Source organism: Sporosarcina luteola (assembly GCF_007991495.1).
In the GTDB taxonomy this organism is placed as follows: Bacteria; Bacillota; Bacilli; order Bacillales_A; family Planococcaceae; genus Sporosarcina; species Sporosarcina luteola.
In genome coordinates, this window is sequence record NZ_BJYL01000016.1 from 103,851 (window position 1) to 129,892 (window position 26,042).

Here is a 26,042-nt window from a genome sequence, read left to right on the forward strand (position 1 = left end):
ATGCTCTTAACCGTTACCAGTTAAGACGCCCGTACAACATTACCGAAGAAGTTGAAGAACTCCCTGCGGACTTTGCTGTGCTTGAGCCAACATTGCTTGTGCTGCTTGAGTCAAGATGTTGTTCTTTGTGAACTCCATCATTTCTTTCGCCATCGTGCGAACATTAGCTTTCACTAAAGACTAGACTATATCTTCACCCTTCGATTGCTCGGTAGGGGTCGGGCACTTCGGATCGGCAAGGTACTCAGTCTTGCGTTTCCTATGGGTTTCATCATCATGAGCTTACGCTTGTAGATGGTATACCCTAGTCGTTGAACCTTCTCCACTCTTTCGAGACAGGAGCTTGGCTGCTGATTGCCCAATCTCTCTTCTTTTCAGCCCATCACGCTTACTGTTTCCAGTTACGTTGTGGGGAAGAAAGCTTAAGGGGTTTCCAGCAATTCACCCGATCGTACTCACTGACCGTTACCAGTCAGGACGACTGTGTCTGTTACTGCTTATGCAGCAGGTAAGACATAATCCACGTCGCGGATACGTGATTCCGCAGCAGTTAAGTTTTCGGAAGAAGTTCCGAGGTTGTTAATTGTGTGCTCTAGGCGGTTTTGTGTTGCACCTAGCTTTGAGCGTTCTGCTGAAACTGTTTCAATAGCTTCATTTATTGTTTTAACTGCCGCAGAAGCTTTGTCTTGAGAAGAAATATTAATACCTTTTGTTGGATCTACAACGTTTGTTTCAGTTGACACTGCAACAGTACCACCTGTTCCAACTGTAGCAGTATCAGTACCTGTTACACCAGCAGCAAATACTGCTGTCAGCCCATCTACGCTATTAATTGCATTCAAAACATCGTTCTTAGTTGCTGTAATAGCACCTGCTGCAGCATCTCCAACACCAAGACCAGATTCATCAGTACCTGCTGCTTGTGCTAAAGTAATAGTTAATGTGTTTGTATCTTTGTCATAAACAGCACCGTTTGATACAGCAGCATTTCCAGTAGCTGTATCAGGATTAGTTGCAGCAGCTGTATAAGCAATTGTTACAGCTTCACCTTTCTCATTAGTGATCAAGTAATCTGTATCAATCGCTGTATTAGTTAGTTCTTTACCAATTACTTTTAGAGCTTCAGCACCCATATCATTAATTTTCAAATCAATACTTTGACCCTCATTAGCACCAATATGGAATTTTCCTTCAAATCCATTTGCGCCTAAAAGATTCTTCGTGTTAAATTCTGTGTTTTCTGAGATACGTGTAATTTCTTGTGCGAGTTGATCTACTTCTTTTTGTAGCTCTTTTCTGTCAGTACCATTGTTTGTATCGTTGGCAGATTGAACAGCAAGTTCACGCATTCTTTGAAGAATTGCATGTGTTTCATTAAGTGCACCTTCAGCTGTTTGAATTAATGAAATACCATCCTGTGCATTCTTTTGTGCCATATCCAAACCACGGATTTGACCACGCATTTTTTCAGAGATAGCAAGACCTGCTGCGTCGTCTCCTGCACGGTTGATTTTAAGACCAGAAGATAGTTTTTCTAAGTTTTTAGATGCTTGTGTGTTGTTAGCACCTAGTTGGCGGTGTGTGTTAAGTGCCGCGATGTTGTGGTTAATTCTCATGATTGATTTCCTCCTTGAGTGTGTATGGGTTCACGTCCTTGTGACCCGATATAATTTTGTTGCTCGCGGAGTAAGAGCCGGCCGAACTCTTTCTGTCGCTTACAATATTAGTATCGGACAAGTTGGTAGGGTGTTTAGCGTTTTCTTAAAGTTTTTTTGGATTTTGGATTAATTTGAGGAAAGTATGGTTCGAAGAGTGAAAATGGATGCCTGTGAGTATTTCAAGGCATCCATTTTGAGGTTTTATTGTTCTTTCATTGTGAGTTGTGAAAAGAGTGAGGCATCTAGTGTTTGTGCCTCGGTATTTGTTTCAGTAATGGATTGCACTAGTTCGCCTCGAAGGATGTCTACATTTTTCGGGGCTTCTATGCCAATTCGGATTGTGTCGCCTTTCACTTCAAGGATACGAAGTTCGATGTCGTCACCGATTTTGATTGTTTCGTTCGTTTTACGAGAGAGGACAAGCATGTCATTTTGCCTCCTTCGGTTGACCGATTGTGTGGCGGGTTGTGAAGCGGTTATCATTTAAGATCATTTGTTTAGCTGTTCGGTTGTTCATTTGGAAAATGAGCGGTGCTTGCAGGTTAATTGTCGACGATTCGAATGGTTGCTTCAGCGTGAGAATACCGAGCACGAAGATATCCTCCGGTTTTTCGATGTTGAGCAGTTCAATTGTCGGTTCGTCGATGTCGAATGAGTAGTCTGCGACGAGTGTGTATGGGTTGGTGACGATGAATGCGACAGTCGGTGTATTGGATGATTGCAGTACTTGGAAGATGTCGTTGCCTTCGATTGGGAGAAGGACGAATTCTTTTTCGCCTTCGAAGCCTGGAATGCCTTTCGGGAAGCTCCAGAGTTGGTCGGATTGAATGTCGATTTGGCCATGGAATTTTGTTTGGATGTTCATGTATGTCGCTCCTTTTCAAAAAGTCTTGTATATAACAAAAAAAGAACGGGAATCCGTTCTCAAACTTACTCTATTCCATCCTTATTTACTATATCACTTGATCTATTAATTGTAATTGAATGCTTATCCTTCAACAATCTTGCTATGTTGAGTACTGGTAATAGCAATGTTGGGAATTCATTTGACTTGGCAGTTATATCGGAAATGATGCTTCTTAAATACGGGAATAAAATTGCTATTGCATTTGTCGATAGGTAATCTTCAAAAGTCATGTCGATGTCTTCATCAGAAGATTTTTTGTACGTAAATTGTCCGCAAATTTCAGCTTGAACGATAAAAGGAGCATTTAATTTGTTATCTCCGATTTTCGTTTTCAAATATACACTAGCATTGCCCTCATCCATAATGATAATTTCTGCATCAAAGTCTGTATTCAAATGAGGTTTGCTATCCATATCAAATTGCTTGTTCTTCATGTAAGATAATGATTCTATCGTATAATCTTCAAAAAAGAGTTCAGACATATTCACGCTGCTCCTGTTAAGTTCGTATTCGTATTTACTGCAATCACATAGTTTTCCATTCCTTCGAAAGAAGCATAGTAGCTATTCTTCGTAGTTTTTCGGTTATCACCAACAGTGATCTCGATTTGTTCCAATTTCTGACTCTTATTTGGTAGGAAGTGGTTTCCAAATGTAACATTCAAGAAACTAGAATAGTTAAAATGGTAGTCCATTTCATTAGCTTCTTGATCAGCAAAAAACTCTTTCGTAAAATTCTTCGAAAGATCATCATACGTTAGATAATCAGATGTATTATCCTCACGAACAAAGTGCATGCCCGGATTTTCAGCATTTAGTTCAATTTGCAATCCTAACTTTTCAGCTGCCAACATGATTTTGTTAATATCAAACAAGATAATCACCTCACTACACTTTTTTCCAGACTGTTGAAATCCAATATTGACTGATCGTAGACACACAATTGATTTCCTTTATTATTCATAATACCATATGACATTAAGTCGTCAAACATATACGGTTTAGACGAATTAGGAAAAAGGTAGCAACTTGCTTTATAACCTTTTTCAATAGCAAGTAAATCCATCACAATGCATCTAAAGTAATGCTCTTGCTCGTCTTTCGATAAATTGGTTTCTGGAACTTTGATTGCTACTTTTTGGGCTTTTAAAAATTCAATAAACCCTTGTAGTATTCCCTGTCCACTTTCCGTATTTAAGTCAAGCACTTCATTACTTGCCGCATTTCCGTTTATGTATACTATGCAAGGAACCGCTTTCTCTCTTCTAGAAATGGTCTTTGCCCACCATTCGGCTTTCTCCCTGTCATCCAAAAAGAAATAGATTCCGTTGCCTAACCAGTGATTCTTCCTTTGATTATAAACGAACTTTCTGTCTTCATAGATATCTTCAAATCTGTTGGTAGTTGTGCCATGAAAGCAGTGAAACGACCGATTGTAATGCATTATGTATGAACCTCCATAACGGTCTAGTTGTATAACCGATAGCCAAAGTAGTATATGAGTATCATACCAGATTATGAATCATTATGTTCAGAAAACGGGTGTTTTTCACCTGTACGCTCCCTTTTATATTCTCCAATCAATCTGTACAGATGGATATTGCTCCATCATACCTGTCACTTTACCTTGCGTATAGGTATGAATTGGCTTGTTAATTTGCACGTTCAGGACAGGTTTTTGTGGTGTTGCATTGATGTTGAGTGAGCCTGGTTGGAACGACATTTGGATTTTGGTTCGTTCTGCTACAAATCGGATGCCGAGTGATTTTGGCGGTGGATAGGCGTTTTGCTTGGATATTTCGATGATCGGGTTGCCGCCGTTTTCGATTTCCATGAGTTGCTGGCCTTCTTGAGCTCTGCGTGCGATGCCTTGCATGAGTTGCTGCATGCCGTATTGCGCGTTTTCGTCCCCTCTTCGGAGTGGCCCTTTCAAGTCGATGTCTGCGCGCACTTCGGTTGAGTCGAGGGATAATTGTGAACGAGTCGTTGACATTTCTAAAATGGCAGCAGGTTGTTCTTGGTGAATGGTCGCTTTTGGCTGCTCAATTTCTTGGATCGGTTTGTCGATTTGAAGGCCAAGAATGCCGGATGTTGTTTGAATTAGAAGTTGTGGGATATTCATTCGCTTCACCTTTTAGAAAAGCGTTTGGTATAGGACCAAACGCTTTGAGTTTATTATCTTAAGAAATCTACTAGAGATGGTTGTATGATCCTTGCGCCGACGGATAGGGCTGCACGGTGGACCGATTCTTGTGTGATCATTTCCGTGATGACTTTTTCGTAGTCGATGTCTTCGTTTTCGGACATCTGTTTTTTCGAAATGACTTCTTGGCTGTCGAGACGGTTTTCCATCATTTCAGCGCGGTTTTGTCGAGCGCCGATGTCTGCGCGCTCTTCTAGGACTAGATTTTGCTTGGTGTCTATTTCCGCTAAAAATCCACCTATCGTTTCCCCAGTAACTTTATTATCTTTGACATCTGTAATAATTTTACTCATCATGTCATCTATAGCACTAAATAGATCATGGCCTTTTGTATTCACTACAAGTTCGACGCCATCGAAAACCTCAATGGAAACGTCTTTTTTAATACCTGTATTGTCATTCTCATCCGTCAAAACACCGTCTTTATAGAGCGGCGAACCAGTATTCGTTCCTGAGAATAGATATTTGTCACCGACTTTTGTGTTAGCCAAGTCCTGTATTTGTTTTTGGAGCTGTTCGATTTCTTTAAGGATTTTCTCCCTATCCTCTTGCGTCTTCGTGTCATTCGCAGCATCTGTCGTAAGTTCTTGAAGGCGTTTTAACGCTTCTCCCACGTGGTCCAGTGCATCGTCTGACGTGTCTAACCAGTTGTGGACTTCTCCAAGGTTACGCTTGTATTGGTCCACTTTGTCAACTTGCATGCGGTAGGCCATGCCCTTCATCGCGACGACCGGGTCGTCAGAAGGACGGTTCACTTTGCTTCCTGTCACTAACTGGTCCTGTAGCTTGCCCATTTTATTGTAGCTAGTCGATAAATTTCGAAGCATATTGTTTGAAAGCATAGATTGTGTAACACGCATTTAATTTCTTCCTCCCTATTATCTGCCGCCAACGCCCATCCCATTGATGATTTTATCCAACGTTTCATCAATGACGGTAATCATTCTTGCGGATGCGTTGTAAGCTTGCTGGAACTGAATCATGTTTGTCATTTCTTCATCCAATGAAACCGAGCTGATGGAAGCACGGCGGTGTTCGACGGCTCCTAGTAGAGTTGCTGTGTTAAATGCTAGTTTTTCAGCTTGTTGCCCGTCGACGCCTAGTTGGCCGATGATACCTTGGAAGTATGACTGGACAGTAGCACCGTCAATAAGTTCTGTGAATTGCATTCCCGCTAGTTTTTTGGCTATATTTCCGTTACCTTCTTCTTTCCCGTTTTTTGAATCAGAAGCTGCAACAAGTGATGGATCTTTTTCAAAGTCTGCATTTATAGTAATTTTACCCGCTGTCAATTCATTATCTTTAAAAACAAAGAAATCATCCCGGCCTGGATCTCCGTTCAAATCACTGCCGCTCCCATGAATTTCGTTAAATTTATTTGCAAATGCCAAAGCCATTTCATCCAACTTAGCAAGCATGTCCGGATAAAGTCCCTCGGGCCCATTTGCACCTTCAACCCCATATGAATTCATAAGTGATTTCAATTTACCAACATCTAACAATTCATCATGTGGAATAGTTTGCGTTCCACCGCCAGGTAGTTCGACAGATAATCCCTCAACACCGTTTTTCGGGTTAAGCGTAGAAGGATTTGTTGTAAGTTTAGCAAATTGATTTCCGTTAACTAAAGACACAGTGGCGCCATTTTTCATTTTTAACGATACTGTCACAGACCCTTCTGCAATATGTAATGCACGTCCGCCCGAAGGTTCATAGTTAAGCTCTATTGGTAAGTATTGTGAAAGTTGATCTAATAGTACGTCACGTGAATCATATAAGTCGTTCGGTAAGTAGCCGTTCGGCTCGACTTCGGAGATTTGGCGGTTTAATTCCCCAATTTGCTGTAAGAGTGAATTAATATCTTTTGTGCCGACTTCTTGTTCTTTGCCGATATTATTTTGAATTTCCGTTAAGGAATTGTACATATAGTTAAATGAATCAGCGACTGCCTGTCCACGTTGGATGACAACTTTACGTGCACCGCCGTTATCTGGGTTAACCGCAAGGTCATTTAAAGACTGCCAGAACACACTTAGTGATTTTTGCATTCCGTAATTGGATGGTTCATTCAATATGTCTTCCATCTGTGAGATGGATTTCGATCTCGATTCCCAATACCCAAGCTTATTCGATTCCTGTCTATATTGCTGGTCGACGAACGAGTCGCGGATCCGTTGAATTGAACCTGCTTCGACACCTGTTCCAAGGAATCCAGGCATCGTCGGCGTGTTAAGACCGACGCCAGGGAATCCTGCTGTTGCTTGCATATTAACACGTTGCCGCGAGTAGCCAAGTGTGTTGGCGTTACTGATGTTGTGTCCAGTTGTATAGAGCGCGGATTGTTGGGTGTAGAGTCCGCGTTTGTTTGTTTCGAGTCCCATGAATGTGGAGCGCATGTTGTTCCTCCTTAGGCTTGTGAGTCGAAATTCGGTATGTCCTTCGTCTCTTTTCTGCCGGTGATTTCAGTTTTTGAGTAAGTGGCCGATTCCGGACGTGGGCGGACCATGTCCAGCGACAGATTCACGAATTGAAGGGATTGGTAGGTCAGTTTTTGGTTTAGGTCGTTTTGCCATTTCAATTCATGAATCGCATGCAGGAGACGGTCCTTCGCCTCCACAAGTTGTTTGTTGTCCGGTTCGGGAGCTGCTTCGATCAGATTGGCGATTGTCGGGTTCATCGGTACAGGACGTCCTTGTCCTTTGAGGTATGCGATAACCGCTTTTTGCCGGTCTTTGTCCATTTGGACGATGGCGGCAAGGTGAGCCTGCTCGTCTTTTAGCAGCTGGTCAATGCCGTTCATGTCGCCATTTTTAATGAGTGCCGTTTTTTCGTTTGCGATGCGCAGCAGGCTCTTATGCAGTTTTTCCAAGTTGTCGAGTATGGAAAGAATTGTTTCGATGGACATAGGGATCCCCTGCTTTCATCTTCGTTAGTTTTTATAGTACTTGATCAAGCTAGCAGCGAGTTTTTCCGGTTCTACTTTATAAGTACCGGCTTCGACTTGCGCTTTCAGCTGTTGTACGCGTTCGTTACGTTCAAGCGTCACTGGTGATGTTTCGGAAAGTTGCTTCGCCTGCTGTGAAATTTCAAGTTTGTCTGTTTTGACTTTAGGCTGTTCTTTCGCTTGTTCCGCTTTCAGTTGGTTTGTTCGGTACGGGTTGACTGGCGGGATGTTAATTTTATTTATTTTCATCGTCTCGCTCCTTTCGGTTGATGATGCCATTACTTTATATTTCGGCAGATTTGTGACAAGGTTTAGGGTCTTTTGTAGGAAAACATGGATTGTGCTTTTTGCAGGGGGAGTCCTGTCTATATTATTTCCTTAAAAGGGAAGAAAAAACCGACGTTGGATGTCGGTTTTTGGATTATGCGTGATTTTGCTGATATATGCGTGTTCGCACAGATTTATGCTTATCTGGCCGTAGTTATGCTTGATTCTTAGGGTTTATGCGTTTTTAGACGACTATTTCTTTTTTCGATCAGCCAAGTACGTTCCAGTATCGCTTTTCGTTACAGCTTCGCGAAATTCTTGGGCGGCTTCGAATTGACGTAGTCCGCTTTTGAGGTCGTCTGTGCAGCTAATGCAAAGCTTCCCTTGCGTCGTTAGCTTGCCGCAGTTGTCGCATGGGTAGCCGAGGTTCGGGAACAGTGCTGGCTGTAGGCGGCCTTTTCTCACCCATTTATGAAGCAATGTTTCAGTGACGCCCGTTACTTCGACGATTCTTTCGATTGTCGCGGCACGGTTTTCACGTCTTCTTAGGAAACGATATACTTCCTCGTACATTTCTTCTTCTCCGCGTGCGCATTTGGCGCATACTTCGCGGATGCCTGTGTAATTGAAAAAGTCCCCGCATGTGGGGCAATTTTTTAGTTCTGCCATGTTGGCTTCCTCCTATCGTTCTGCACGGATGAGCGTAACTGCCTTCACTCGTTCGGCGCCTGCTTCCTTCAAGGCGGATGCGGCGTGCCGGAGTGTCGTGCCTGTTGTGAAAATGTCATCGACGAGTATGTATGTCGTTTTTCGGATGATGCTTTCGGGTTTTATTGTGAATAAAGGGCGCATCGCTAGGCGTTCTTCCTTTGTTTTCTCCCCCATTACTTCGGTGTTCGTTTTTTCAAGCAAGTCTTCGAATGGGATCTTTGCCGCTTTCAACAATTCATCGATATGCGCAAAGGTCCGCTCGATTTTCTTTGCTGGATGCATTGGGATCGGAACGATGATTGCGTCTTTCCGTTTCAGTTCGCTCCGTAATTCATTCGCAAATATTCCCGCGAGCGCGACGTCTTGCAGAAATTTGTATTGGTGCAGATATTCGCGCATCGATTCGTTGTATGTGTAAATGGAAGTGACATGATCGATGATGTCACCTTCTTCTTTTATGTCGACACGTTCGAACGTTTTTGAACAGCTTTCGCAAATTAAAGTTGTTTTTTCGATGGCAATTAATGACTGCCATGTTGGATTGGAAGCAAGCTGCTGTTCACAGAGCAAGCACTGTTTCATGCATGGACGCCCCCTTTATTCAACTTTTGAATTTCAGCTTTCGCCTCATCCATTGCGTACGTGACGCCGTTATGAAAGAGGGTGAAATCGCCTGTCGGGTAATCGACGGAACGCCCGACCCGGCCGCCGATCTGGATGAGGGCGCCTTTGTCGAAGATTTGCTGTTCGGCGCCGACGACTGCGACTTGGACGTTTTGGATTGTAATGCCCCGTTCTAGAATTGTTGTTGTGAGCAGCCCGGGAAGTTCTTTATTGCGCAGCGCTTGGACATGCTCTTTGCGATCTGGATGCGACGCATGGACAGAGCGGATGCGTGGATCGAGCAGTTGGAATAAAGGCTCCGCTTCCTCCATTAAACCGATGTGATGGAAGAAGATGAGGAAAGGTTCTTTTCGTGCAAGTCGTTCTTTTGTCCATTTTAAAAGTTTTTCAGGTAGTTTTCCTTTTCTAATTTGCTTTTCATAGTTCCATAGCGGTTCATAAGACGGTTCAGGCAGTGGGTAGCCATGGTAGCGGCGGTTGATGATTGAGACGAAGCCTGTCCGTTTTATTGTTGTGAGCAGTTGATCCGACGGGGTTGCGGTGACGTAATGGACGGGCGCACCCGGTTTCACCGCTTTTTGGACGGCTCGTTGTAATGTCTCGTCCGCTTTATACGGGAATGCGTCTGCTTCGTCGACATAGACGGCATCAAATGCGTGCCGGAATCGGTACAGCTGATGGGTTGTGGCTAGGATAAGCTGGGACGCTTCCATCGTCGGCTGCGCGCCTCCGTATAGCGATTCGACTTTTGTTTCCGGGAATGCAGCTTTCAGGCGCGGTTCAAGTTCAAGTATGACGTCGACGCGTGGGGCTGCAACGCAGACGCGTTTCCCTTCGGTTATTAGCTTATGTATTGGCGGGAAAAGGATTTCGGTTTTCCCGGAACCGCAAACTGCATAGATGAGATGGGATTTTTGTTGTTCTTGGCTGTTGGTCAGTTCATCTGACGCTTTTTGCTGATGCGGTGTGAGTGTTCCTTGCCAGGCGAGGGTATGTTTTGTCGGGTATGTCGGTGGTTCGCCATTCCAAATAATGAGTTCAGTGCAGGACGAAACGCGCCCCATTTTTATGCATTGCCTGCAATAGGAACATGGCCCTTCACATTTTGCGCAATGGAATGTTGTGAAGCGTGATGGGTCTTCGTTTTCACAACGGTTGCAGACGTGTCGCTTTTGCTTCATGAAAGCTGGAGTTGTTTCAATCCCTTTGATTGTTTGGATATGTCCTGCATCGATATGGGCGTCAATTTCTTCGCGCAGAAAAGGGGTGTGCAGGCGCAGCCAAATGCGGCCGTTCAGGAAGTCCCTGATCGCCGGATTGAATGGTTTTGCCATGTATCACACCCCCAGTTTGTTTTTGGAAAATGCTATGGTCGCGGTGAAGCTGCTATTTACTAGATAAGAGATTGACGCGCTGAATGCCTTTGACAATATAGAGAAATGATTGAGCCGGTTTGTGATTTATTGAGCCGTTCTTGAATTAAATGAGCCGTTGGGCAATTAAATGAGCCGTTCTCGAATTAAACTAGCCGTTGCACGATTTAATGAGCCGTTCTTGAATTAAACGAGCCGTTGCGCGATTTAATGAGCCGTTGTCCGATTAAATGAGCCGTTCTCGAATTAAATGAGCCCCCGCATCATGCTCACCGCTTCACCCATCCAAGCCCCATTGATCCTTCGCCTAGATGCGTGCCGATGACTGGGCCGAAGTGGCTGATTGTGAAGTCGATGTCAGGTAGGCGTTCTGATAGTTCTTGCCGCCATGCTTCCGCTTCTTCTGGGCGGTTTGCATGGATGATTGCTGCTTCCAGTGGCAACTTTTCCGCGTCCTCCGCTAGCATGTCCGCGATTCGTTTCATCGCTTTTTTGCGTGTGCGGATCTTTTCGAATGGGACGATCACTTTATTGTGGAAATGAAGGATTGGCTTCACTTGGAGTAGGCCTCCAATCAATGCTTGTGCGCTCGACAATCTACCGCCGCGCTGCAAATGTGCGAGGTCGTCCGCCATGAAGTAGGCGCGCATCGTCTTTTTCATTTCATTGAGCTCTGCCATGATTTCGTCGGGCGTTGCACCCTCTTTTGCCATTTTTGCGGCGCGGATGACGTAAAATCCTTGGATATAGCATGAAAGTTCCGAGTCGAAAGCGCGCACATCGATGCCTTCTGTCATTTCACCTGCTTGCACTGCGCCGGCGTAAGTGCCGCTAATGCCGCTCGATAGATGAATGGAAATGATGGCTTCATGTTCTTCTTTCAACGATTTGAACAGTTCGACGAATTTACCGAGTGGCGGCTGGGATGTTTTTGGGAGTGGGCCTTCCCCACGCACTTTCTCGTAAAAATCATCCGTCGTCAAATCGACTTCCTCTTCATAGGCATGTCCATCGATCGTCACTGTCAATGGAATGGTGTGGATATTCAACTCTTCCACTATGTCTGGCGGCAAATATGCCGTACTATCCGTTACAATTGCTGTTTTCACTACTTATCAACTCCTGCCTTACATTCTACTTTATAAGCAGGTGAATTGAAAAGCCCGATGAGTTCATCAATCAATCATTTCTGCCCAACGGTTGGATTCCAATGAAAATCTGCTTAGTTCCTCTTTCGTAACGCCTAATTGATTGCCAAGTTGATTGATCCGCTCCCAGTCGAACCGTTCGGTGGCAACGGCCAGGTCGAGATAGGGTCTCATGCTTGTTCGCTTGCCTATTAACGTCTTCGCTACTTCTTCGGACAAGGGGAACTTCGGCAGAATGTCTTCCCATTTTTGCTTCAAGATGACGTCGAGCAAAGAAAACAGGCCGACAAAGAAGTATTCATCACTATTCGGGCGGCCCGTATGGATGGCGACAAGCTCACACATTTTTGCCCGGGTCATGGAAAAGGACACTAAAGCCTTAACCCGCCCGTTTGATGTACTGTCACTTATTTCCTGAAGCATCAATATGCGCAGCCATTTCCGCAATTCACGCATTCCGATGAGCACGATTGCCTGTTTCACAGAACTGACGCTTTTCGGAACGCCGAAATGCATCGTATTGATGAGTCGCAGCAGTTTGTATGTAAGTGAGATGTCATGAAGGATCAGCTGTGCGATTTCATCGATGTTTGGGTCGTCTTCATTCAGCTTGCCAATGACTTGCATATGTAAATTCAAATTCGATGGAATTTCAATGCCTTTTATAATTTCAGGCTTGGCAAAGAAGTAACCTTGGAATAGATCGTATCCACTTTTGATTGCTGATTTGAACTGTGCTTCTGTCTCGATTTTTTCCGCGAGCATTGTAATATGCGGATATTCTTTAATGAACGATTCGATTGTCCGTCTTCCCTCTTCATCGACCGCCAGGAAGTCCACTTTTACGTAATCGATCAGATTAAACAGTTCAGTATGTATGGCGTATTGGTCCTGCAGGATGAAGTCATCGAGAGCAAGTTGGAATCCCGCCTCTTTAATCTCCCGAATTCTACTGATCAAAGCCGGCGTAATTTCGACGTTCTCTAAAATTTCAACGACGACACAATTAGGCGTCAGGCTCGAAAAAATGTCCTTTGTAAGCAATTCTCCCGAAAAATTGACGAAGGACTTTGATGATCCTGAGACTTTGTCGATGCCGATCGACAGGAACGTGTTGATGAGCAATTGGATTGTAGCCCGTGATGGGTCGATATCCGGGAAGCTATTTTTTTCGCTATTGCGATACAGCAACTCGTACCCGAAAATCCGCCCTTCCCTATCCAATATTGGCTGCCTGCCTACGAATATATGAAACTCCATTTCCCCACCTCGCAATGCTTCGAGTATACCAAAATTAGTTCAGTTTTACTAATAATTTTCTAACTATTTTCATAGCGATAAGTTTGGAAAAGTGATAAGTTTATAATAAGTCGAGGCAAAAATGGGGGTACTGAAATGGAAACGTTACTATTTGAACAAGAGGGGCATGTTGCGCGGGTTACGCTTCACCGACCGGATGCGATGAACGCATTCAATTACGATCTGTTGGCGGAGCTCGGAATGGTCGTTGAATCGATCCGTATCAATCCCGCTATCCGGGTCGTCATTTTTACAGGTTCGGGAGACCGCGCGTTCAGTGTGGGAGCTGATTTGAAAGAACGTAAGCTGCTGACGGACGAGCAGGTGAAACGGAATATTTATAAAATCGGCGAAGTGTTTACGATGATTGAGAACTTGCCGCAGCCGACGATCGCGGTATTGAATGGCTATGCATTCGGCGGTGGGATGGAACTAGCGCTTGCTTGCGATTTCCGCTTCGCAGTCGATACGGCCGTCATGGGGTTGACGGAAACGGGGCTTGCGATCATACCAGGTGCCGGCGGGACACAGCGTTTGCCAAGGCTCATTGGAGAAGCGAAAGCGTTGGAGCTTATTTTGACGGCGAGAAGATTGGATGCAAAGTCTGCTTTGCAATATGGAATTTTGACAAATATCGCAGTTGCTGCGGATTTGCAGGAAATGGTGGATCGCTTCACAGGTGAGCTGCTTGGGAACGGGCCAATCGCATTGCAACAAGCGAAGTTTGCGATCAAGCACGGCATGAATGCCGATTTGCAGACTGGGCTTGCGATTGAACGGAAGGCGTATGAGATAACGATTCCGACGGAAGACCGGTTGGAGGCGCTTACTGCGTTTGCGGAGAAGCGGAAACCTGCGTTTAAAGGGAAATAAATAGGTGCCTGCCACCCAAACAATTTTGAATTGTTGGGTGGCAGGCACAGTAAAAATTCAAAGGCGGTCTGTTGTGAAATTCCTGCGGTGTGTTACTTGCTTAGAGACTTGCCATGACGTGATTAACTGAACGGTCATTTCTTCGATGTGGTCGAGCAGGTCGCTTGTTTTGGTCATTTGCGTTTGGACAAGGCTTTGGTTCATGTGAAGGTAGATGGCCATGAGTCTGCCGCTTTGTTCGGTTTCGTGGTCGGTTGTGGCCATGAGTTCGAATAGGAAGTCTTGCGCTTTCTTGAGTGTACGGTCACGTTCGGCGGTGTCCCCTTCAGCGATGGCTTTGTTGCATTGCTGGATATTTTTTTGAAGTTCGCCTAGCAGTAGGAGGACGTATTCCATCATGGATAGTGTGGATGCGCTTGCTTCTTTGTAGATTTGGATGGCTTTTTCGATGTCTACGGTTGTCAAAGTGGTTCCCTCCGGTTGCATTTTCTTTAGTATCGGTTTTTTTCTGTTCATTTCAATTGTTTTTGACCGATATATAAATGGAGTGTTTCTGATTTTTAGATTTGGGGTGATGGAATGCGGGTTCTTAGCCAGGAGCACATTACGTTTTCTACGAATCGGTCGCAGCGGAATACGAGCCAAATCGAGAAGAGTTTGGTGAAGCTTGGTTCTGGACTGAAGATTGCGAAGGGCAGCGATAATGCTTCGGGTCTTTCGATTTCGGAGACGATGCGGGCGCAGATCCGTGGAATTTCGCGGGCGCAGAGTAATATGCAGGACGGGTTGTCGGTGCTTGAGGCGTCGAATGAAGGGCTGAATAATGTGAACGGCCTTTTGCAGCGGGCGCGTGAGCTTGCGGTAATGAGTTCGAACGATACGATGACGGTGAATGATCGGGCTGCGAGTCAGGTGGAGCTTGAGAATTTGCTAGGCGCGGTCGACGATACGGCTTCGAAGCTTGAGTTCAATACGAAGAAGATTTTGAACGAGGATTCGTCCCTCATTTTGCAGGTCGGGGCCAATCCCGGACAGCAGATGAAGATCTCTTTAGTAGATGTAAGTGCAAAGGCGCTTGGGCTCCGTCAGGATAACGGCGAGTATGCATCTTTGGAGATGCGGGATCTTGCGAATGAGTTGATCACGAAAATCGATAAAGCGATTGAGACAGTATCGGGTCATTTGACACGGGTCGGCTCGAATATGGAAGCGGTCGAGCATCATTTGACGAATGCGTTGGTGTTCGAAAATAACTTGTCGAAGTCGCTTTCATTGCTAGAGGATACGGATATGGCGAAAGAAATGATGAACTTTGTTCAAATGGATATTCGTCAGCAAGGTGATCATTTGCTTGTTGGCCAAGTGAATCAGAATATCCATAGTGTAATGACGTTGTTTTCCAAATGAAAAAGAGTAGGTACAGGTGCTTTCCTGTCCTACTCTTTTGTTATGTTCTCGCATCTTGGTGATTCGGAGACGATGCGGGCTGCTTTGACGACTGTGGAGAGGATGTTCGTTGCGCCTTGGCGATCCGCTACGTGGCCTGCACGAATGTAAGGTCTATGTTTTTCGTTGACGATGTAATGTGGTTTCAGTTGGTTGAGTGAGATTGCCATGATGTCGTCTATGCAACGGTCGCAATCGCATGATAGGTGAAGCTCATTTTTATATTGATGCAGCACGTCCCGGACGACTTCTTCCATTACGTTGTAGATTGTCATTTTCATGAACCCCTTGTGTATCAGTTCTACAGTCAGACTCCTAGTGGCCATTATAGCATTACAGATAGAGGTAATTCCAGTTTTTTCTGGTTTTTGGTATCCGTCAATTGTGGCCGTGCGTTTTTGGATTAATTCCCATGAAAAAAAGAAGGTGCGCGACCTTCTTTGGGTGTTTATGGTGCCAGGCCTTTCATAAGGAATTTGATCGTTTGTTCGATTTCCGCCTCTTCATTCCACTTCACGTTGAAGACGTACTTTGTGGCGAAGAATCCTAAGAGAGTGGAGGCTGTGAGGCGTATGACGGTTGTTGGGGGCATTTTAGCAATTTGCCCTTTTATTTGGTAATGCTCGATGATTTGAATGTAGCGGTTGAGCACTTTTTTTCCGACGTGTTCGATGAATTGCTGCCGTAATTCTTCGTGAAACGGGATTTCCTGCAGGAAGATTTGAATGACTTTCAAATTTTTTTCTAGGAATTCCTGACGGTTTTTTATCATCGCCCAAAGGAATTCTTCGTAGTGATCGAAGTCTTTGTCGAGTACTTTATTCAAATCTTTAATGATGATAGGGCCGATCATTTTGACCATTAGCGGCGAGACGACGGAAAGGAGCAGATCCTTTTTCGTTTTGTAATGACGGAAGATAGTACCTTCTGCAACACCCGCTTTTTTGGCGATTTCGTTTGTCGACGTGGCGGCGAAGCCCTTTTCCGCAAACATTTCGGTGGCGGCTATGAGTATTTGTCTCTGTTTGTCTGTCAGTTTTTCATCTTCCTGCAGCATTTCTTCGAGTAGATGGTTTTGTTCTGTCATGATGGTCTCCTTATATTTTGCGATATTTCCGTAGGACCAAAATATTGATGGCAATGAACAGCAGGCAAAATGCTAAAAGCACAAGTACATTCGGATAGATGGCTTCCCATCCGGCACCTCTCACCATGACATCGCGCAATGCTTCGGCTGCGTAATAGAGCGGCGTCAAGTAACTGATCCAACTCAGCCATTCGGCAACCGTTTCCAAATTGAACAAGCCTGAGAAGAACACTTGCGGTACGACGACGATTGGGATGAATTGCATCATTTGCAGTTCGTTATGTGCGAATGATGAGAGTAGGATGCCGAGTGTAAGTGCAGTTAGCGCCAAGATGAGGATGATGAGGAGCACATAAATGAAGGCCCCTTCCATCACCATGTCCAGTACGAAAATTGCATAAGCTGTTATTATTGTAGACTGGATCATCGTGAAAAGTCCAAACCCGATGACGTATCCAGCGATGATTTCCCATTTGCGCAGCGAGCTAGCGAGCAGTCGTTCGAGCGTGCCGGTCGTCCGTTCACGTAGGAATGAAACGCCCGCGATCAGGAAAACGAAGAAGAATACGAAAAATCCGAGTAATACGGGTCCAAAATAATCGAATTGCCCCATGTCGCTTGAGCCGTGTAAATAGTCAATCTGCAATTCCGGCAGTTCGACTGCTTGAGGTGGCTTCGGTAAGGCGTTTTGAAGCCATTTCATCGTTGCGCCTGTGATGCTCGGATCGCTTCCTTCGAGGACGATGGACGGATTGTTGCCTTCAAATTTTAAATAGCCATCAAGCTCCTGTGAATTGAGTTTTTCCATCGCTTCGGTTTCGCTTTTGAAAGTCGTCACTTCTGCTCCATCGGTATCGATTTGAGCCGTAATCATTTCCGGCACGTCGACAAATCCGATTTTCGGGATGTAGTCATTTCCGTTAAAGACGAAGTAAAGCATCGTCAGCACTAGAATCGGTGCGAAGATGAGCAGCCCGATTGTCCGTTTGTCTCGGACGAGTTGCCGCAGAATTCGTTTCACTAATGCCATCACTCTCATTGTTCTGCACCTCCAAAGGCTAGAAATGCTTCCTCGATAGTCGAAGCATTCGTCTGTTCTTTTAATTCTTTTGGAGTGCCGACCGCGATTAATTTACCGTCACGAATGAGTCCCAGCCTATCGCATTTATCGGCTTCATCCATCACATGTGTTGTAACGATAAGCGTCTTTCCTTGCGTCTTTAAGTCTGTGAATGCTTTCCAAATGCTTTTTCGCAGGACGGGATCAATTCCGACGGTCGGTTCATCAAGGATGAGCAATTCAGGTTCGTGAAGAAGTGCGATTGCGAGTGACAGTCTTCTTTTCATTCCCCCGGAGTAATTCGTTACGAGTTTTGTGGTGTCTCCTGAAAGCTGGACGAGTTCCATCACTTCATTGATGCGCTGCGCTTGTTTTTGTCCTTTTAACCCGTACAGTTCAGAGAAGAATTGGAGATTCTCCTTCGCTGACAAGTCCTCATATAAGGCATCGGATTGCGCCATATAGCCGATTCGTTTGATAAGCTGCAGTGAAGGCATCTTTTGTTGGAATAAAAAATTCTCTCCTTCCGTGGGTTCATCAAGTCCGGCTAGCTCTTTTACTAACGTCGTCTTTCCAGCGCCGGACGGTCCAAGCAATCCGAAAATTTCTCCCTCGTACATTTCCAAGTTGATGTTTTGCAAGACTGGGTGCTTGCCGAAGCTTTTAGAGACGTTGCGGATGGAGACACATACTTCGCTATTATTCATGTTGACCACCTCTTTATCAGGAGTGAGTGATTACTCACTTTATATTAATCTATAAGGTGTGATTTGTAAAGTGAGTAATCACTCACTCATGACGCAAGCAAATCCGCGAGCAACACAAGCAGCAAATTCAAGTGCAATACAACCAATGATATGCGCAATGCAAGCAAAGTCCTATGCTCCACAACCAATAATATGCGCAACGCAAGCAAAGTCCTATGCTACACAACCAATAATATGCGCAACGCAAGCAAAGTCCTACGCTACACAACCAATGATATGCGCAACGCAAGCAAAGTCCTACGCTACACAACCAATGATATGTGCAACGCAAGCAAAGTCCTACGCTACACAACCAATGATATGCGCAACGCAAGCAAAGTCCTACGCTACACAACCAATAATATGTGCAACGCAAGTAAAGTCCTACGCTACACAAAAAAAAAGAGAGGGGACCCCCCCCTCTTAATTCTCTGCCTTATGCAATTCCCATTCCTCGCGCAGCATGCCCATCCGGATGGAGTCGTAGTAAACGCCGTTCCAGTAGCGGACTTTGCGGATGCGGGCTTCCATCGTCATGCCGAGTTTTTCGGCGACGCGGATCATCCGCTCGTTTCCGGACCATGTTGTGAGGCCGACGCGGACGAGCGGCATTTCGTTGAATAGATGATTGATCCACATGGTGAGCGCCTTTGTTCCGTAGCCGCCGCTCCAATATTTCGGCTCGTAAATAAGGATGCCCATTTCGAGCCAAAGGGACGGCTGATGCTCCCAATAATAACTCACCATACCGATAATTTCGCCGTCCACTTCGATGCCCCAGTAGTCGTCCTGCGCAACAACTTTGTCTTTTCGTTCAAGAAACGCTTCGTATGTCATCGTGTTATGTGGATAATAAGGTGCGTCCCATTTCTTCCATTCAGGATTTTCCTGTTTGAATGTCATTTCCCACATACGCTGTAAATCTTCTTCTTTGATTGGCCTGATAGTCACGCCTTCTAGTGTATATGTCAAAAAATTTCCTCCTGGCTCTTATAGGTATTTCGCGAACCAGTTCGTCATCTCGTTCAATCGTTCGATACGCAGATTCGGTGTGCCGGTCCGCGATAGGTTGTGGTCTGCATCAGGGAAGCGGACGAATTCGGTCTCTTTCCCCATGCTCTTAAGTGTAATGTATAGCTGTTCCGCCTGCTCGATCGGGCAGCGGAAGTCTTTTTCCGAGTGAAGAATTAATAGCGGCGTCTCCACGTTTTCCGCGTATTTCAACGGAGAGTGTTTCCATAATGTCTCGACGTCTTTCATGTCTGCGGCGATTTGCCATTCGCTGAAGTAGTAGCCGATGTCGGATACACCGAAGAAGCTGATCCAGTTGCAGATGGAGCGCTGTGTGACTGCCGCCTTGAAACGATCCGTATGACCGACGATCCAGTTCGTCATGAAGCCGCCATAACTTCCGCCCGTAACACCAAGGCGATCTGCGTCGATCCATTGATTTTCAGCTAACGCATAGTCAACTGCCGCCATGATATCCTCATAGTCGCCTCCGCCGTAATCACCGCGGACCGCATCGACGAATTCCTGGCTGTAGCCGTGGCTTCCGCGCGGGTTAATATAGAGAACGCCATAGCCGCTTGCTGCGAATAGCTGCATTTCATGGAAGAATGTATTGCCGTACATTGCGTGCGGTCCGCCGTGGATATTGACGACGAGCGGATAGTTCTCCCCTTCTTTGAAGCCTGCAGGTTTCATGAGCCAGCCGTGTACATCCCAATCTTTCGGTCCTTTGAAAACGATCGCTTCCGGGGCGACAAGCTTCACTTCTTCTAAATAGTCTTTGTTGAATGAAGTAAGAGCTTCCCTTTCGCCAGTTGAAATCGCCAATTGATAGATTTCGCCCGGATTCACCGGATCGCTTATGGCAACCAACGCAAAATCGCCTTCAGCGTTCACGTCATATCCATAGACATGTTCGTTTTCAGCTGTTGCCGGATAGAGCTCCCCTTCAAGCGTCGCGAAATAGAGTCGGATGTCGCCCATCGTCGACAGTTGGAAGTATAGATCATTATTTTTCGTCCAAACGACGCTCGGTGCACCGCCGCCTTGCTGATGATCCGCTACTGAATAATCACCTACCGGCGCATCGATACTTTCCGTTATATTAATCGTATTGCCGCGTCTTGTGTCATACACATACAAATTGCCATGCGTTGCATTTTGGAATGAGCGATCCGATCCGACAAATGCAATATAATTGTCGTCGAATGAAAAACGAGCGCCGCCGTAATAGCCTTCTTCGTCCACGATGACCGTTTCTTCCTTCGTTTCAACGTCCACCAAATAGAGCGGCTGGCGGAATTCGTGGTCCAGATTCTCTTTACGGTTCACGCCGATGACGAGCTTGCTTCCATCATGCGAAACCGCCTGCAACGAATAATGGAAGTTGCCTTCTGTAAATTGCGTGATGTCTTCTGTTTCTAGATCGACAACACCAATTTGTTTGAATGAATCCTGCGGCAATAAACCGACGCCGTCCATTTTGTATTTCATTTTCGTAACACGAACGGGTTCCGGTTTCTTTTTATCGTCCTTTTCCTCTTTATAGCTGAATGACTTGCCTTCTTTTACGGAGGCATCGAACCAGATCTTCTTGCCACAAGGCGACCAGTGGAAGCTTGACACGCCTTTATCAAGCGTTGTAATTTTTTTCGCTTCCCCTCCGCGGGCAGATAGGATGTAAAGTTGGTTTTTCTCTTCGCGATTCGACAAAAAAGCGATCTGCTTGCCGTCCGCTGACCATTTTGGCGAGCTGACGCGGTGTTTTCCGTGTGTCCATTGCGTCGTCTCGTTCGTCGTGAGGTCGATATGGTAGAGGTTTGCGATGTATTTATTGTCCTCTTCGTCGATATGTGTTTTGATGAAAATCGCTTCTTTTCCGTCCGGTGATAGTGTTGGGTTCGTGACGGATTGCAGTTTGAACAGGTCGTCTACTTGTAGGTTTCTCATGTGAATTCCCCCTTTTTTTCTAATCCAGCTTCGGGTGCCAGAGTCTCGGGTCATAAGCCAAAGCTCCTGCGTGGCAAAGAGCGCCACTCCGTATCTTCGTCTTATGCCTGAGGCCAGCAGGAGGCTGGTCATGCAGTCGTTGCCGCAGGACGCGGCGTACTTAGACTGCGAACCATTGTCTAGTCAGGCACCCTGCGCTTTTTTCTATCCTACATATTTCGACACCCGTAACAGTTTTCCCTTTTTGTTTTCGAAATTTATTTTCCGACGTAAAGAGATTGCGGTCGGAAGATGGTGTTGTCGCTAAGTTGTTCAATGGCGTGCGCGGTCCAACCGACCATTCTTGCTGCGCTGAATGTCGGGGTAAACAGTTCAGGCGGCAGTTGAATTGAACGCATGATGGCGGCGGCATAGTATTCGACGTTTGTATATAGTTTGCGGCCCGGTTTGTGGATTTCGAGTAAAGTCGTAATTTCTTTTTCGGCAGCAGTCGCAAGGTCGAGCCATTCGTCTTTTCCTGTGAGTTCCTCACATTTGTCGCGTAAAAGTATGGAGCGCGGATCTTCGGTTTTATAGACGCGGTGGCCGAAGCCCATGATCCGTTCGCCATTTTGCAGTTTAGCCTCGATGACGGAGCGGATATTTGCCTGGTTGCCGATTTCTTCAAGCATGTCGATGACGCCTGAAGGAGCGCCGCCGTGCAGCGGACCTTTCATTGTGCCGAGGGCGGACGTGACGGCGGCTGTCAGATCGGATTCGGTTGAAATGGTAACACGGCCTGCGAACGTTGAAGCGTTCATGCCGTGCTCCATCGTCAATTTTAAATACGTTTCAAGCGCTTCGACATGGACATCGGCAGGTTTTGTGCCGCTCAGCATCCATAAATAGTTGGCGGTATGTGATAGTTCCGAGTTGGGTTCGATGATTGTGAGTTGATTCATATTCCGGTAATGCCTTGCGATGATGACAGGTAGAGCGGCGGTTAGGATTACCGCCTGCTCCTCCATCGGTTTAATCGCGAAGCTGTTGTGACTATATGCAGATATAGCTGTCCTCATCACATCCATGAGAGGGATGTCTGGCGGCATGATGTCGATGAGAGCTGCGACATGGGCAGGAAGCTTCCGGCCTTCGATCATCTTTTGTTTTAATGAATCCAGTTCGTTGTCGTTCGGGAATTCACCATGCCATAGAAGGTAGGCCAGTTCTTCGAATGAATGGTTCGGAACCAACTCACCGACTCGGGTTCCCCTGTATGTCAGTTCCCCTTTTTCCCCGTCAACCGATGCGATTTTTGTATGGACTGCTACGATATCTTTCAAACCTTTTTGAAACATGTTCATTCCTCCTTTTCTTTTAGTATAAAGTAGGTATATGATTAATTAAATTGAATGTTTTGTATTAAATTGATTACTTTAGTTAATTACGAGAGGAGTTTGCTATGGATACGCAATGGCTTCGGACATTCATTGCCGCGGCGGATACGCTTAATTTCCGCAAGGCTTCTGAAAGGCTCATGCTCTCGCAGCCAAGTGTCACTGTGCATATTCGGTTGCTGGAAGAGCATTTGGGGATGCAGCTTTTTGATCGGATCAATCGCCGGGTGACACTGACGGATGCGGGGAGGTTGTTTTACGCAGAAGCGGTGAAATTGACGCGGGAATTGGATGACAGTGTGGATCGGATGCATGCGTTTGCCCAAGGGTATCGCCGTAAGTGGACGATTGCGATTTCTCCGCTTATGGCGGAGACGATTTTGCCGTATTTCATGCGGACGTTCATGGAGAATCACCCGGATGTTGAATTGACGATTCGCGTGGAGGAATCTGAATTGATTGAACGGCTTGTGGATGCCGGTGAAGTGAACTTGGGCATTTCAGCGCTCGACGCGACGATCAAAAATATCGAATCGGAGCGTATTTACGAGGATCCGATCGTGTTTGTCATGCCGACCGATCATTATGACGAGGAAAGCGGACCGCCGATTGATGTGCGGGAAGCTTTGACGGACCATTATTTGTTCACGCATCATCATCCCGTCTACTGGGACGATTTGCTGTTCACCTTAAAAAAGCACGTCCCCGGCGTCCGGACGATGAAAGTGACGCAAACGCATATTGCAAAACGATTCATCCAGGAACGTCTCGGCGTCTCCTTCCTCCCCCACTCAATCGTCCGGCGGGAGTTGATGGAAGGCAGGCTGATGCGCCCGCATTTCGACTTATTCGACTTGCCGACGGTTTCGACTTTTATTCTTTTTAAGAAGAAGGGCGCGTTGGAGGAGGAGTTCATCCGCGGGATTTCTGGGGTTTATTTTGGGTAGGGGTTTGTTGATTGTGTTGTGAATGAAGTTGCTTGTGTTGCGGTGTGCGGTCATTGCGATGCGGACTCGGTTCGTTGTGTTGCTAGCCAATTTGATTGTGTTGCGACCCGTTGCTTGCGATGCGGCCCAGTTTCATTGTGTTGCGACCCGTTGATTGTGTTGCGGCGAGCGTACTTTGCGATGCGGACTCGATTCGTTGTGTTGCTAGCCAATTTGATTGTGCTGCGACCCGTTGATTGCGTTGCTGCCCAGTTTCATTGTGTTGCTACTCACTTTGATTGTGTTGCGACCCGTTGACGTTGCGGCCCGTTTCGTTGTGTTGCGACCCGTTGATTGCGTTGCGGCCCGTTTCGTTGTGTTGCTACTCACTTTGATTGTGTTGCGACCCGTTGATTGCGTTGCTGCTCGGTTTCATTGTGTTGCTAACCACTTTGGTTGTGTTGCAGCCCGGTTTCGTTTCGTTGCGATTGACGTTGGTTGTGTTACGATCTATTGATTGCGTTGCAGTCTGATTTCATTGTGTTGCGAACTGATTTGATTGCGTTGCATACCGGTTTCGTTGTGTTGTAAATCACTTTGATTGCGAATTAAACTTAAAAAGCAATCCCCGTTTCCGGGAATCGCTTCTTTTTATTTCAACTTAAACTGAGAAACTAACTCTTGTAGTGTGTCCGCCATAGAACTAAGCACAGCTGAGGAGGCGGAGATTTCTTGCATAGTGGCGCTTTGTTCTTCGGCTGCAGCTACGATATTTTGGGCGTTTTCGTCGGAGCGTTCTGACATGACCGCTACTTCGTCGACGAGTTCTTTTACTTGTTGGGTGCCTTTGTTAATTGTTTCGCTGATCTGTGAAATTTCTACAGCTTCGGTTGAAACTTTGTTTACTCTGCGAGCGATTTCCTGGAAGCCGTCACCGGTTTGTTCGACCATTGTGAGTCCTTCATCCACGAACGTTTTGGATGTTTCCATCGCTTCAATGGCGCTGCCGACTTCAAGTTGAATTTCTTCGATCAATTTACGGATATCTGAAGCAGCGTTGCCCGATTCTACTGCCAACTGTCCAACTTCCGATGCGACGACTGCAAAGCCTTTTCCGTGTTCGCCTGCCCTTGCCGCTTCGATGGATGCATTAAGTGCCAATAAATTTGTCTGGCCAGCAATCTTCGTAATGATGGATACAATTTTGCCAATCTCAGATGATTTATTATGCAAGGTTTCGACGACCATTGCTGTGTGCGTTGTTGATCGTTGGATGTCCACCATTTTTTCTACAGTAGCTGTCATCTTATTAGCGCCATCTTGCGTTAATTCAGTCGTAGCAACTGCCAACTCGGAAACTTGTTGGATCGACATAACGGTTTTATTCAACTGATCAACAATATCATCGACGATTACACTGCTGGATCGCGCGCTTTCCAGTTGTGTCGCTGCCCCTTCGGACACATCAATGATTGAATTTGTTATCTGCTCGGAGGCATGGGAAGATTCATCCGCACTTGATGAAAATTGGGATGATGTCGAAGCAAGTGTATCGACATTCTCTGTCAGTTCAGTCACAAGTGTTTTCAAATTGGAAAGCATCATATTATAATCCTCGCCCAGTTGGCCGATTTCATCTTTTGTCTTAATCTTGAGCGGTTCCATTGATAAATCACCTGTTGCCATTCGTTTAAAGTTGTTGGATATAGAAACGATGGGCTTTTGGATTGTGCGCATCAAATAACGAATGCCTAGAATAGCAATTAGAACTGCAATCAATGTACTTAGTGACAATGTAATTAATACCGTTGAATACAGCGCTGCCCCCTCTTCCTCAATCGTTTCAAGTTCTGCATGATGCAGACCGCTCAATTCCTTCAAGCTTTCGTTGATTTCCTTTTCTATTAAAATTGCATCGTATGATTGGACCGTCGCAGTCTCGTCCTGATCATTTCCGCTCAGTTTAAGAATTTCGTCGATTTCACTAATAAAGGTTTGCCATTTTTCATTCACAGAATTCAATATCTCCCGTTCTGCTGTTGTGGAAAGCAAACGATCATAATTAGTGACGACACTACTCAATTGTTCCTTCTCGAAGCTGATTTGATCTTCATATTGTTTCTCAAATTCACTATCCTTCGAAAGGATATGACTTTGTGTCAAGGTAAGTATATATTGAATTCCTTTTTCCAATGAATTGTTGTTTTCGATTTTCGGTACAATGACATCGTTCATTGTAGATGTGTTTTTATTCAAATTGAATGTGCTAATGATGCCTGCGGCGCTCATTCCAACTATGAGAATGATCATAATCGTAAATATGCTTGATAGCTTTCTGCCAACATTCCAACGCATGGTAGTTTCCCCTTTGTATTCGATTTGTATCTTTTATCGGCGGTTTTTTTAATCTTTACACATCTTCACAAAATAAAAA

The 26,042-nt window shown here is 45.5% G+C and carries 28 protein-coding genes and 1 pseudogene; 3 read left to right on the forward strand and 26 right to left on the reverse strand.

From position 1 onward, the window contains the following. Nucleotides 1–39: 39 nt before the first annotated feature. The 17 genes and pseudogenes from SLU01_RS06520 to SLU01_RS06600 all read right to left on the reverse strand — a co-directional run. Nucleotides 40–153, reverse strand: a pseudogene (locus SLU01_RS06520) (flagellin); the annotation flags it as partial. A 344-nt stretch (nucleotides 154–497) separates the two neighbouring features. Continuing rightward, a complete protein-coding gene (locus SLU01_RS06525) occupies nucleotides 498–1,616 on the reverse strand; it encodes a flagellin N-terminal helical domain-containing protein (RefSeq protein ID WP_147056495.1) in 1,119 nt (372 codons plus the stop codon). A 243-nt stretch (nucleotides 1,617–1,859) separates the two neighbouring features. Next, nucleotides 1,860–2,084, reverse strand: a complete 225-nt coding sequence (csrA, locus tag SLU01_RS06530; protein ID WP_147056497.1) for a carbon storage regulator CsrA — start codon at nucleotides 2,082–2,084, stop codon at nucleotides 1,860–1,862. A 1-nt stretch (nucleotide 2,085) separates the two neighbouring features. Continuing rightward, entirely contained in the window at nucleotides 2,086–2,523 is a 438-nt protein-coding gene (gene fliW / locus SLU01_RS06535; protein ID WP_147056499.1) for a flagellar assembly protein FliW, read from the reverse strand. A gap of 65 nt (nucleotides 2,524–2,588) precedes the next feature. Then, nucleotides 2,589–3,047, reverse strand: a complete 459-nt coding sequence (locus SLU01_RS06540; protein ID WP_147056501.1) for a protein-export chaperone SecB — start codon at nucleotides 3,045–3,047, stop codon at nucleotides 2,589–2,591. Between the two features lie 2 nt (nucleotides 3,048–3,049). Continuing rightward, the gene (locus SLU01_RS06545) at nucleotides 3,050–3,439 is read right to left on the reverse strand and encodes a hypothetical protein (RefSeq protein WP_170232616.1); all 390 of its coding nucleotides are present in this window, start codon (nucleotides 3,437–3,439) and stop codon (nucleotides 3,050–3,052) included. Nucleotides 3,440–3,444: 5 nt separating this feature from the next. Further along, complete coding sequence (locus tag SLU01_RS06550) at nucleotides 3,445–4,008, reverse strand: hypothetical protein (RefSeq protein WP_170232617.1); 564 nt, start codon at nucleotides 4,006–4,008, stop codon at nucleotides 3,445–3,447. A gap of 123 nt (nucleotides 4,009–4,131) precedes the next feature. After that, the gene (locus SLU01_RS06555; RefSeq protein ID WP_147056507.1) at nucleotides 4,132–4,686 is read right to left on the reverse strand and encodes a DUF6470 family protein; all 555 of its coding nucleotides are present in this window, start codon (nucleotides 4,684–4,686) and stop codon (nucleotides 4,132–4,134) included. 53 nt (nucleotides 4,687–4,739) lie between these two features. Further along, a complete protein-coding gene (gene flgL, locus SLU01_RS06560) occupies nucleotides 4,740–5,627 on the reverse strand; it encodes a flagellar hook-associated protein FlgL (protein WP_147056509.1) in 888 nt (295 codons plus the stop codon). Nucleotides 5,628–5,645: 18 nt separating this feature from the next. Beyond that, nucleotides 5,646–7,163, reverse strand: coding sequence for a flagellar hook-associated protein FlgK (gene flgK / locus SLU01_RS06565; protein WP_147056511.1), 1,518 nt, complete (start codon nucleotides 7,161–7,163; stop codon nucleotides 5,646–5,648). Between the two features lie 11 nt (nucleotides 7,164–7,174). Further along, the gene (locus tag SLU01_RS06570) at nucleotides 7,175–7,672 is read right to left on the reverse strand and encodes a flagellar protein FlgN (protein WP_147056513.1); all 498 of its coding nucleotides are present in this window, start codon (nucleotides 7,670–7,672) and stop codon (nucleotides 7,175–7,177) included. 24 nt (nucleotides 7,673–7,696) lie between these two features. Continuing rightward, complete coding sequence (gene flgM / locus SLU01_RS06575) at nucleotides 7,697–7,960, reverse strand: flagellar biosynthesis anti-sigma factor FlgM (protein ID WP_170232618.1); 264 nt, start codon at nucleotides 7,958–7,960, stop codon at nucleotides 7,697–7,699. A 270-nt stretch (nucleotides 7,961–8,230) separates the two neighbouring features. Further along, complete coding sequence (locus SLU01_RS06580; protein ID WP_147056517.1) at nucleotides 8,231–8,647, reverse strand: TIGR03826 family flagellar region protein; 417 nt, start codon at nucleotides 8,645–8,647, stop codon at nucleotides 8,231–8,233. A 12-nt stretch (nucleotides 8,648–8,659) separates the two neighbouring features. Then, nucleotides 8,660–9,271 carry a ComF family protein gene (locus SLU01_RS06585; protein ID WP_147056519.1) on the reverse strand — a complete coding sequence of 204 codons (612 nt, stop codon included), beginning with the start codon at nucleotides 9,269–9,271 and terminating at the stop codon, nucleotides 8,660–8,662. Then, nucleotides 9,268–10,647: an ATP-dependent helicase ComFA gene (locus tag SLU01_RS06590; RefSeq protein WP_147056521.1), complete on the reverse strand. Its 1,380-nt coding sequence runs from the start codon at nucleotides 10,645–10,647 to the stop codon at nucleotides 9,268–9,270. Before SLU01_RS06590 ends, SLU01_RS06585 begins: the two co-directional genes overlap by 4 nt. Nucleotides 10,648–10,955: 308 nt before the next feature. Next, on the reverse strand, nucleotides 10,956–11,795 hold the full coding sequence (gene fakB, locus SLU01_RS06595; RefSeq protein ID WP_147056523.1) for a DegV family protein: 840 nt from the start codon (nucleotides 11,793–11,795) through the stop codon (nucleotides 10,956–10,958). A gap of 66 nt (nucleotides 11,796–11,861) precedes the next feature. Then, nucleotides 11,862–13,094, reverse strand: coding sequence for an EAL and HDOD domain-containing protein (locus SLU01_RS06600; protein WP_147056524.1), 1,233 nt, complete (start codon nucleotides 13,092–13,094; stop codon nucleotides 11,862–11,864). Nucleotides 13,095–13,229: 135 nt separating this feature from the next. Here SLU01_RS06600 and SLU01_RS06605 point away from each other — a divergent pair, with 135 nt between their 5' ends. After that, on the forward strand, nucleotides 13,230–14,006 hold the full coding sequence (locus SLU01_RS06605) for an enoyl-CoA hydratase-related protein (RefSeq protein WP_147056526.1): 777 nt from the start codon (nucleotides 13,230–13,232) through the stop codon (nucleotides 14,004–14,006). Nucleotides 14,007–14,063: 57 nt separating this feature from the next. On the opposite strand, the gene SLU01_RS06610 is transcribed toward SLU01_RS06605, so the two are convergent. Further along, a complete protein-coding gene (locus tag SLU01_RS06610; RefSeq protein ID WP_170232619.1) occupies nucleotides 14,064–14,471 on the reverse strand; it encodes a flagellar export chaperone FliS in 408 nt (135 codons plus the stop codon). 114 nt (nucleotides 14,472–14,585) lie between these two features. Here SLU01_RS06610 and SLU01_RS06615 point away from each other — a divergent pair, with 114 nt between their 5' ends. Next, nucleotides 14,586–15,413, forward strand: coding sequence for a flagellin N-terminal helical domain-containing protein (locus SLU01_RS06615; RefSeq protein WP_147056530.1), 828 nt, complete (start codon nucleotides 14,586–14,588; stop codon nucleotides 15,411–15,413). Nucleotides 15,414–15,442: 29 nt separating this feature from the next. Here SLU01_RS06615 and SLU01_RS06620 read toward each other — a convergent pair whose 3' ends face one another. From SLU01_RS06620 to SLU01_RS06650, 7 genes are all read right to left on the reverse strand, one after another. Further along, the gene (locus tag SLU01_RS06620) at nucleotides 15,443–15,727 is read right to left on the reverse strand and encodes a late competence development ComFB family protein (RefSeq protein ID WP_170232620.1); all 285 of its coding nucleotides are present in this window, start codon (nucleotides 15,725–15,727) and stop codon (nucleotides 15,443–15,445) included. A 173-nt stretch (nucleotides 15,728–15,900) separates the two neighbouring features. Next, nucleotides 15,901–16,539 carry a TetR/AcrR family transcriptional regulator gene (locus SLU01_RS06625; protein ID WP_147056535.1) on the reverse strand — a complete coding sequence of 213 codons (639 nt, stop codon included), beginning with the start codon at nucleotides 16,537–16,539 and terminating at the stop codon, nucleotides 15,901–15,903. A gap of 10 nt (nucleotides 16,540–16,549) precedes the next feature. Next, nucleotides 16,550–17,578, reverse strand: coding sequence for an ABC transporter permease (locus SLU01_RS06630; protein ID WP_147056537.1), 1,029 nt, complete (start codon nucleotides 17,576–17,578; stop codon nucleotides 16,550–16,552). Next, nucleotides 17,575–18,306, reverse strand: a complete 732-nt coding sequence (locus SLU01_RS06635; protein WP_147056538.1) for an ABC transporter ATP-binding protein — start codon at nucleotides 18,304–18,306, stop codon at nucleotides 17,575–17,577. The genes SLU01_RS06630 and SLU01_RS06635 overlap by 4 nt, the downstream gene beginning before the upstream one ends. A 462-nt stretch (nucleotides 18,307–18,768) precedes the next feature. Next, complete coding sequence (locus SLU01_RS06640) at nucleotides 18,769–19,317, reverse strand: GNAT family N-acetyltransferase (RefSeq protein ID WP_147056540.1); 549 nt, start codon at nucleotides 19,315–19,317, stop codon at nucleotides 18,769–18,771. An 18-nt stretch (nucleotides 19,318–19,335) separates the two neighbouring features. Next, complete coding sequence (locus tag SLU01_RS06645; RefSeq protein WP_147056542.1) at nucleotides 19,336–21,306, reverse strand: S9 family peptidase; 1,971 nt, start codon at nucleotides 21,304–21,306, stop codon at nucleotides 19,336–19,338. 257 nt (nucleotides 21,307–21,563) lie between these two features. After that, entirely contained in the window at nucleotides 21,564–22,643 is a 1,080-nt protein-coding gene (locus tag SLU01_RS06650; protein WP_147056543.1) for a citrate synthase/methylcitrate synthase, read from the reverse strand. Nucleotides 22,644–22,747: 104 nt separating this feature from the next. Here SLU01_RS06650 and SLU01_RS06655 point away from each other — a divergent pair, with 104 nt between their 5' ends. Then, on the forward strand, nucleotides 22,748–23,629 hold the full coding sequence (locus tag SLU01_RS06655) for a LysR family transcriptional regulator (RefSeq protein ID WP_147056545.1): 882 nt from the start codon (nucleotides 22,748–22,750) through the stop codon (nucleotides 23,627–23,629). Nucleotides 23,630–24,259: 630 nt separating this feature from the next. Here the strand turns inward: SLU01_RS06655 and SLU01_RS06660 are convergent. After that, the gene (locus tag SLU01_RS06660) at nucleotides 24,260–25,963 is read right to left on the reverse strand and encodes a methyl-accepting chemotaxis protein (RefSeq protein ID WP_147056547.1); all 1,704 of its coding nucleotides are present in this window, start codon (nucleotides 25,961–25,963) and stop codon (nucleotides 24,260–24,262) included. Nucleotides 25,964–26,042 lie beyond the last annotated feature (79 nt).

What these genes read in the sequence shown, in the direction of transcription:
- SLU01_RS06525 (WP_147056495.1), bottom strand. Translation starts at nt 1,616, where the DNA reads ATGAGAATTAACCACAACATCGCGGCACTTAACACACACCGCCAACTA.
- csrA (WP_147056497.1), bottom strand. Translation starts at nt 2,084, where the DNA reads ATGCTTGTCCTCTCTCGTAAAACGAACGAAACAATCAAAATCGGTGAC.
- fliW (WP_147056499.1), bottom strand. Translation starts at nt 2,523, where the DNA reads ATGAACATCCAAACAAAATTCCATGGCCAAATCGACATTCAATCCGAC.
- SLU01_RS06540 (WP_147056501.1), bottom strand. Translation starts at nt 3,047, where the DNA reads ATGTCTGAACTCTTTTTTGAAGATTATACGATAGAATCATTATCTTAC.
- SLU01_RS06550 (WP_170232617.1), bottom strand. Translation starts at nt 4,008, where the DNA reads ATGCATTACAATCGGTCGTTTCACTGCTTTCATGGCACAACTACCAAC.
- SLU01_RS06555 (WP_147056507.1), bottom strand. Translation starts at nt 4,686, where the DNA reads ATGAATATCCCACAACTTCTAATTCAAACAACATCCGGCATTCTTGGC.
- flgL (WP_147056509.1), bottom strand. Translation starts at nt 5,627, where the DNA reads ATGCGTGTTACACAATCTATGCTTTCAAACAATATGCTTCGAAATTTA.
- flgK (WP_147056511.1), bottom strand. Translation starts at nt 7,163, where the DNA reads ATGCGCTCCACATTCATGGGACTCGAAACAAACAAACGCGGACTCTAC.
- SLU01_RS06570 (WP_147056513.1), bottom strand. Translation starts at nt 7,672, where the DNA reads ATGTCCATCGAAACAATTCTTTCCATACTCGACAACTTGGAAAAACTG.
- flgM (WP_170232618.1), bottom strand. Translation starts at nt 7,960, where the DNA reads ATGAAAATAAATAAAATTAACATCCCGCCAGTCAACCCGTACCGAACA.
- SLU01_RS06580 (WP_147056517.1), bottom strand. Translation starts at nt 8,647, where the DNA reads ATGGCAGAACTAAAAAATTGCCCCACATGCGGGGACTTTTTCAATTAC.
- SLU01_RS06585 (WP_147056519.1), bottom strand. Translation starts at nt 9,271, where the DNA reads ATGAAACAGTGCTTGCTCTGTGAACAGCAGCTTGCTTCCAATCCAACA.
- SLU01_RS06590 (WP_147056521.1), bottom strand. Translation starts at nt 10,647, where the DNA reads ATGGCAAAACCATTCAATCCGGCGATCAGGGACTTCCTGAACGGCCGC.
- SLU01_RS06600 (WP_147056524.1), bottom strand. Translation starts at nt 13,094, where the DNA reads ATGGAGTTTCATATATTCGTAGGCAGGCAGCCAATATTGGATAGGGAA.
- SLU01_RS06605 (WP_147056526.1), top strand. Translation starts at nt 13,230, where the DNA reads ATGGAAACGTTACTATTTGAACAAGAGGGGCATGTTGCGCGGGTTACG.
- SLU01_RS06615 (WP_147056530.1), top strand. Translation starts at nt 14,586, where the DNA reads ATGCGGGTTCTTAGCCAGGAGCACATTACGTTTTCTACGAATCGGTCG.
- SLU01_RS06620 (WP_170232620.1), bottom strand. Translation starts at nt 15,727, where the DNA reads ATGACAATCTACAACGTAATGGAAGAAGTCGTCCGGGACGTGCTGCAT.
- SLU01_RS06625 (WP_147056535.1), bottom strand. Translation starts at nt 16,539, where the DNA reads ATGACAGAACAAAACCATCTACTCGAAGAAATGCTGCAGGAAGATGAA.
- SLU01_RS06630 (WP_147056537.1), bottom strand. Translation starts at nt 17,578, where the DNA reads ATGAGAGTGATGGCATTAGTGAAACGAATTCTGCGGCAACTCGTCCGA.
- SLU01_RS06635 (WP_147056538.1), bottom strand. Translation starts at nt 18,306, where the DNA reads ATGAATAATAGCGAAGTATGTGTCTCCATCCGCAACGTCTCTAAAAGC.
- SLU01_RS06645 (WP_147056542.1), bottom strand. Translation starts at nt 21,306, where the DNA reads ATGAGAAACCTACAAGTAGACGACCTGTTCAAACTGCAATCCGTCACG.
- SLU01_RS06650 (WP_147056543.1), bottom strand. Translation starts at nt 22,643, where the DNA reads ATGTTTCAAAAAGGTTTGAAAGATATCGTAGCAGTCCATACAAAAATC.
- SLU01_RS06655 (WP_147056545.1), top strand. Translation starts at nt 22,748, where the DNA reads ATGGATACGCAATGGCTTCGGACATTCATTGCCGCGGCGGATACGCTT.
- SLU01_RS06660 (WP_147056547.1), bottom strand. Translation starts at nt 25,963, where the DNA reads ATGCGTTGGAATGTTGGCAGAAAGCTATCAAGCATATTTACGATTATG.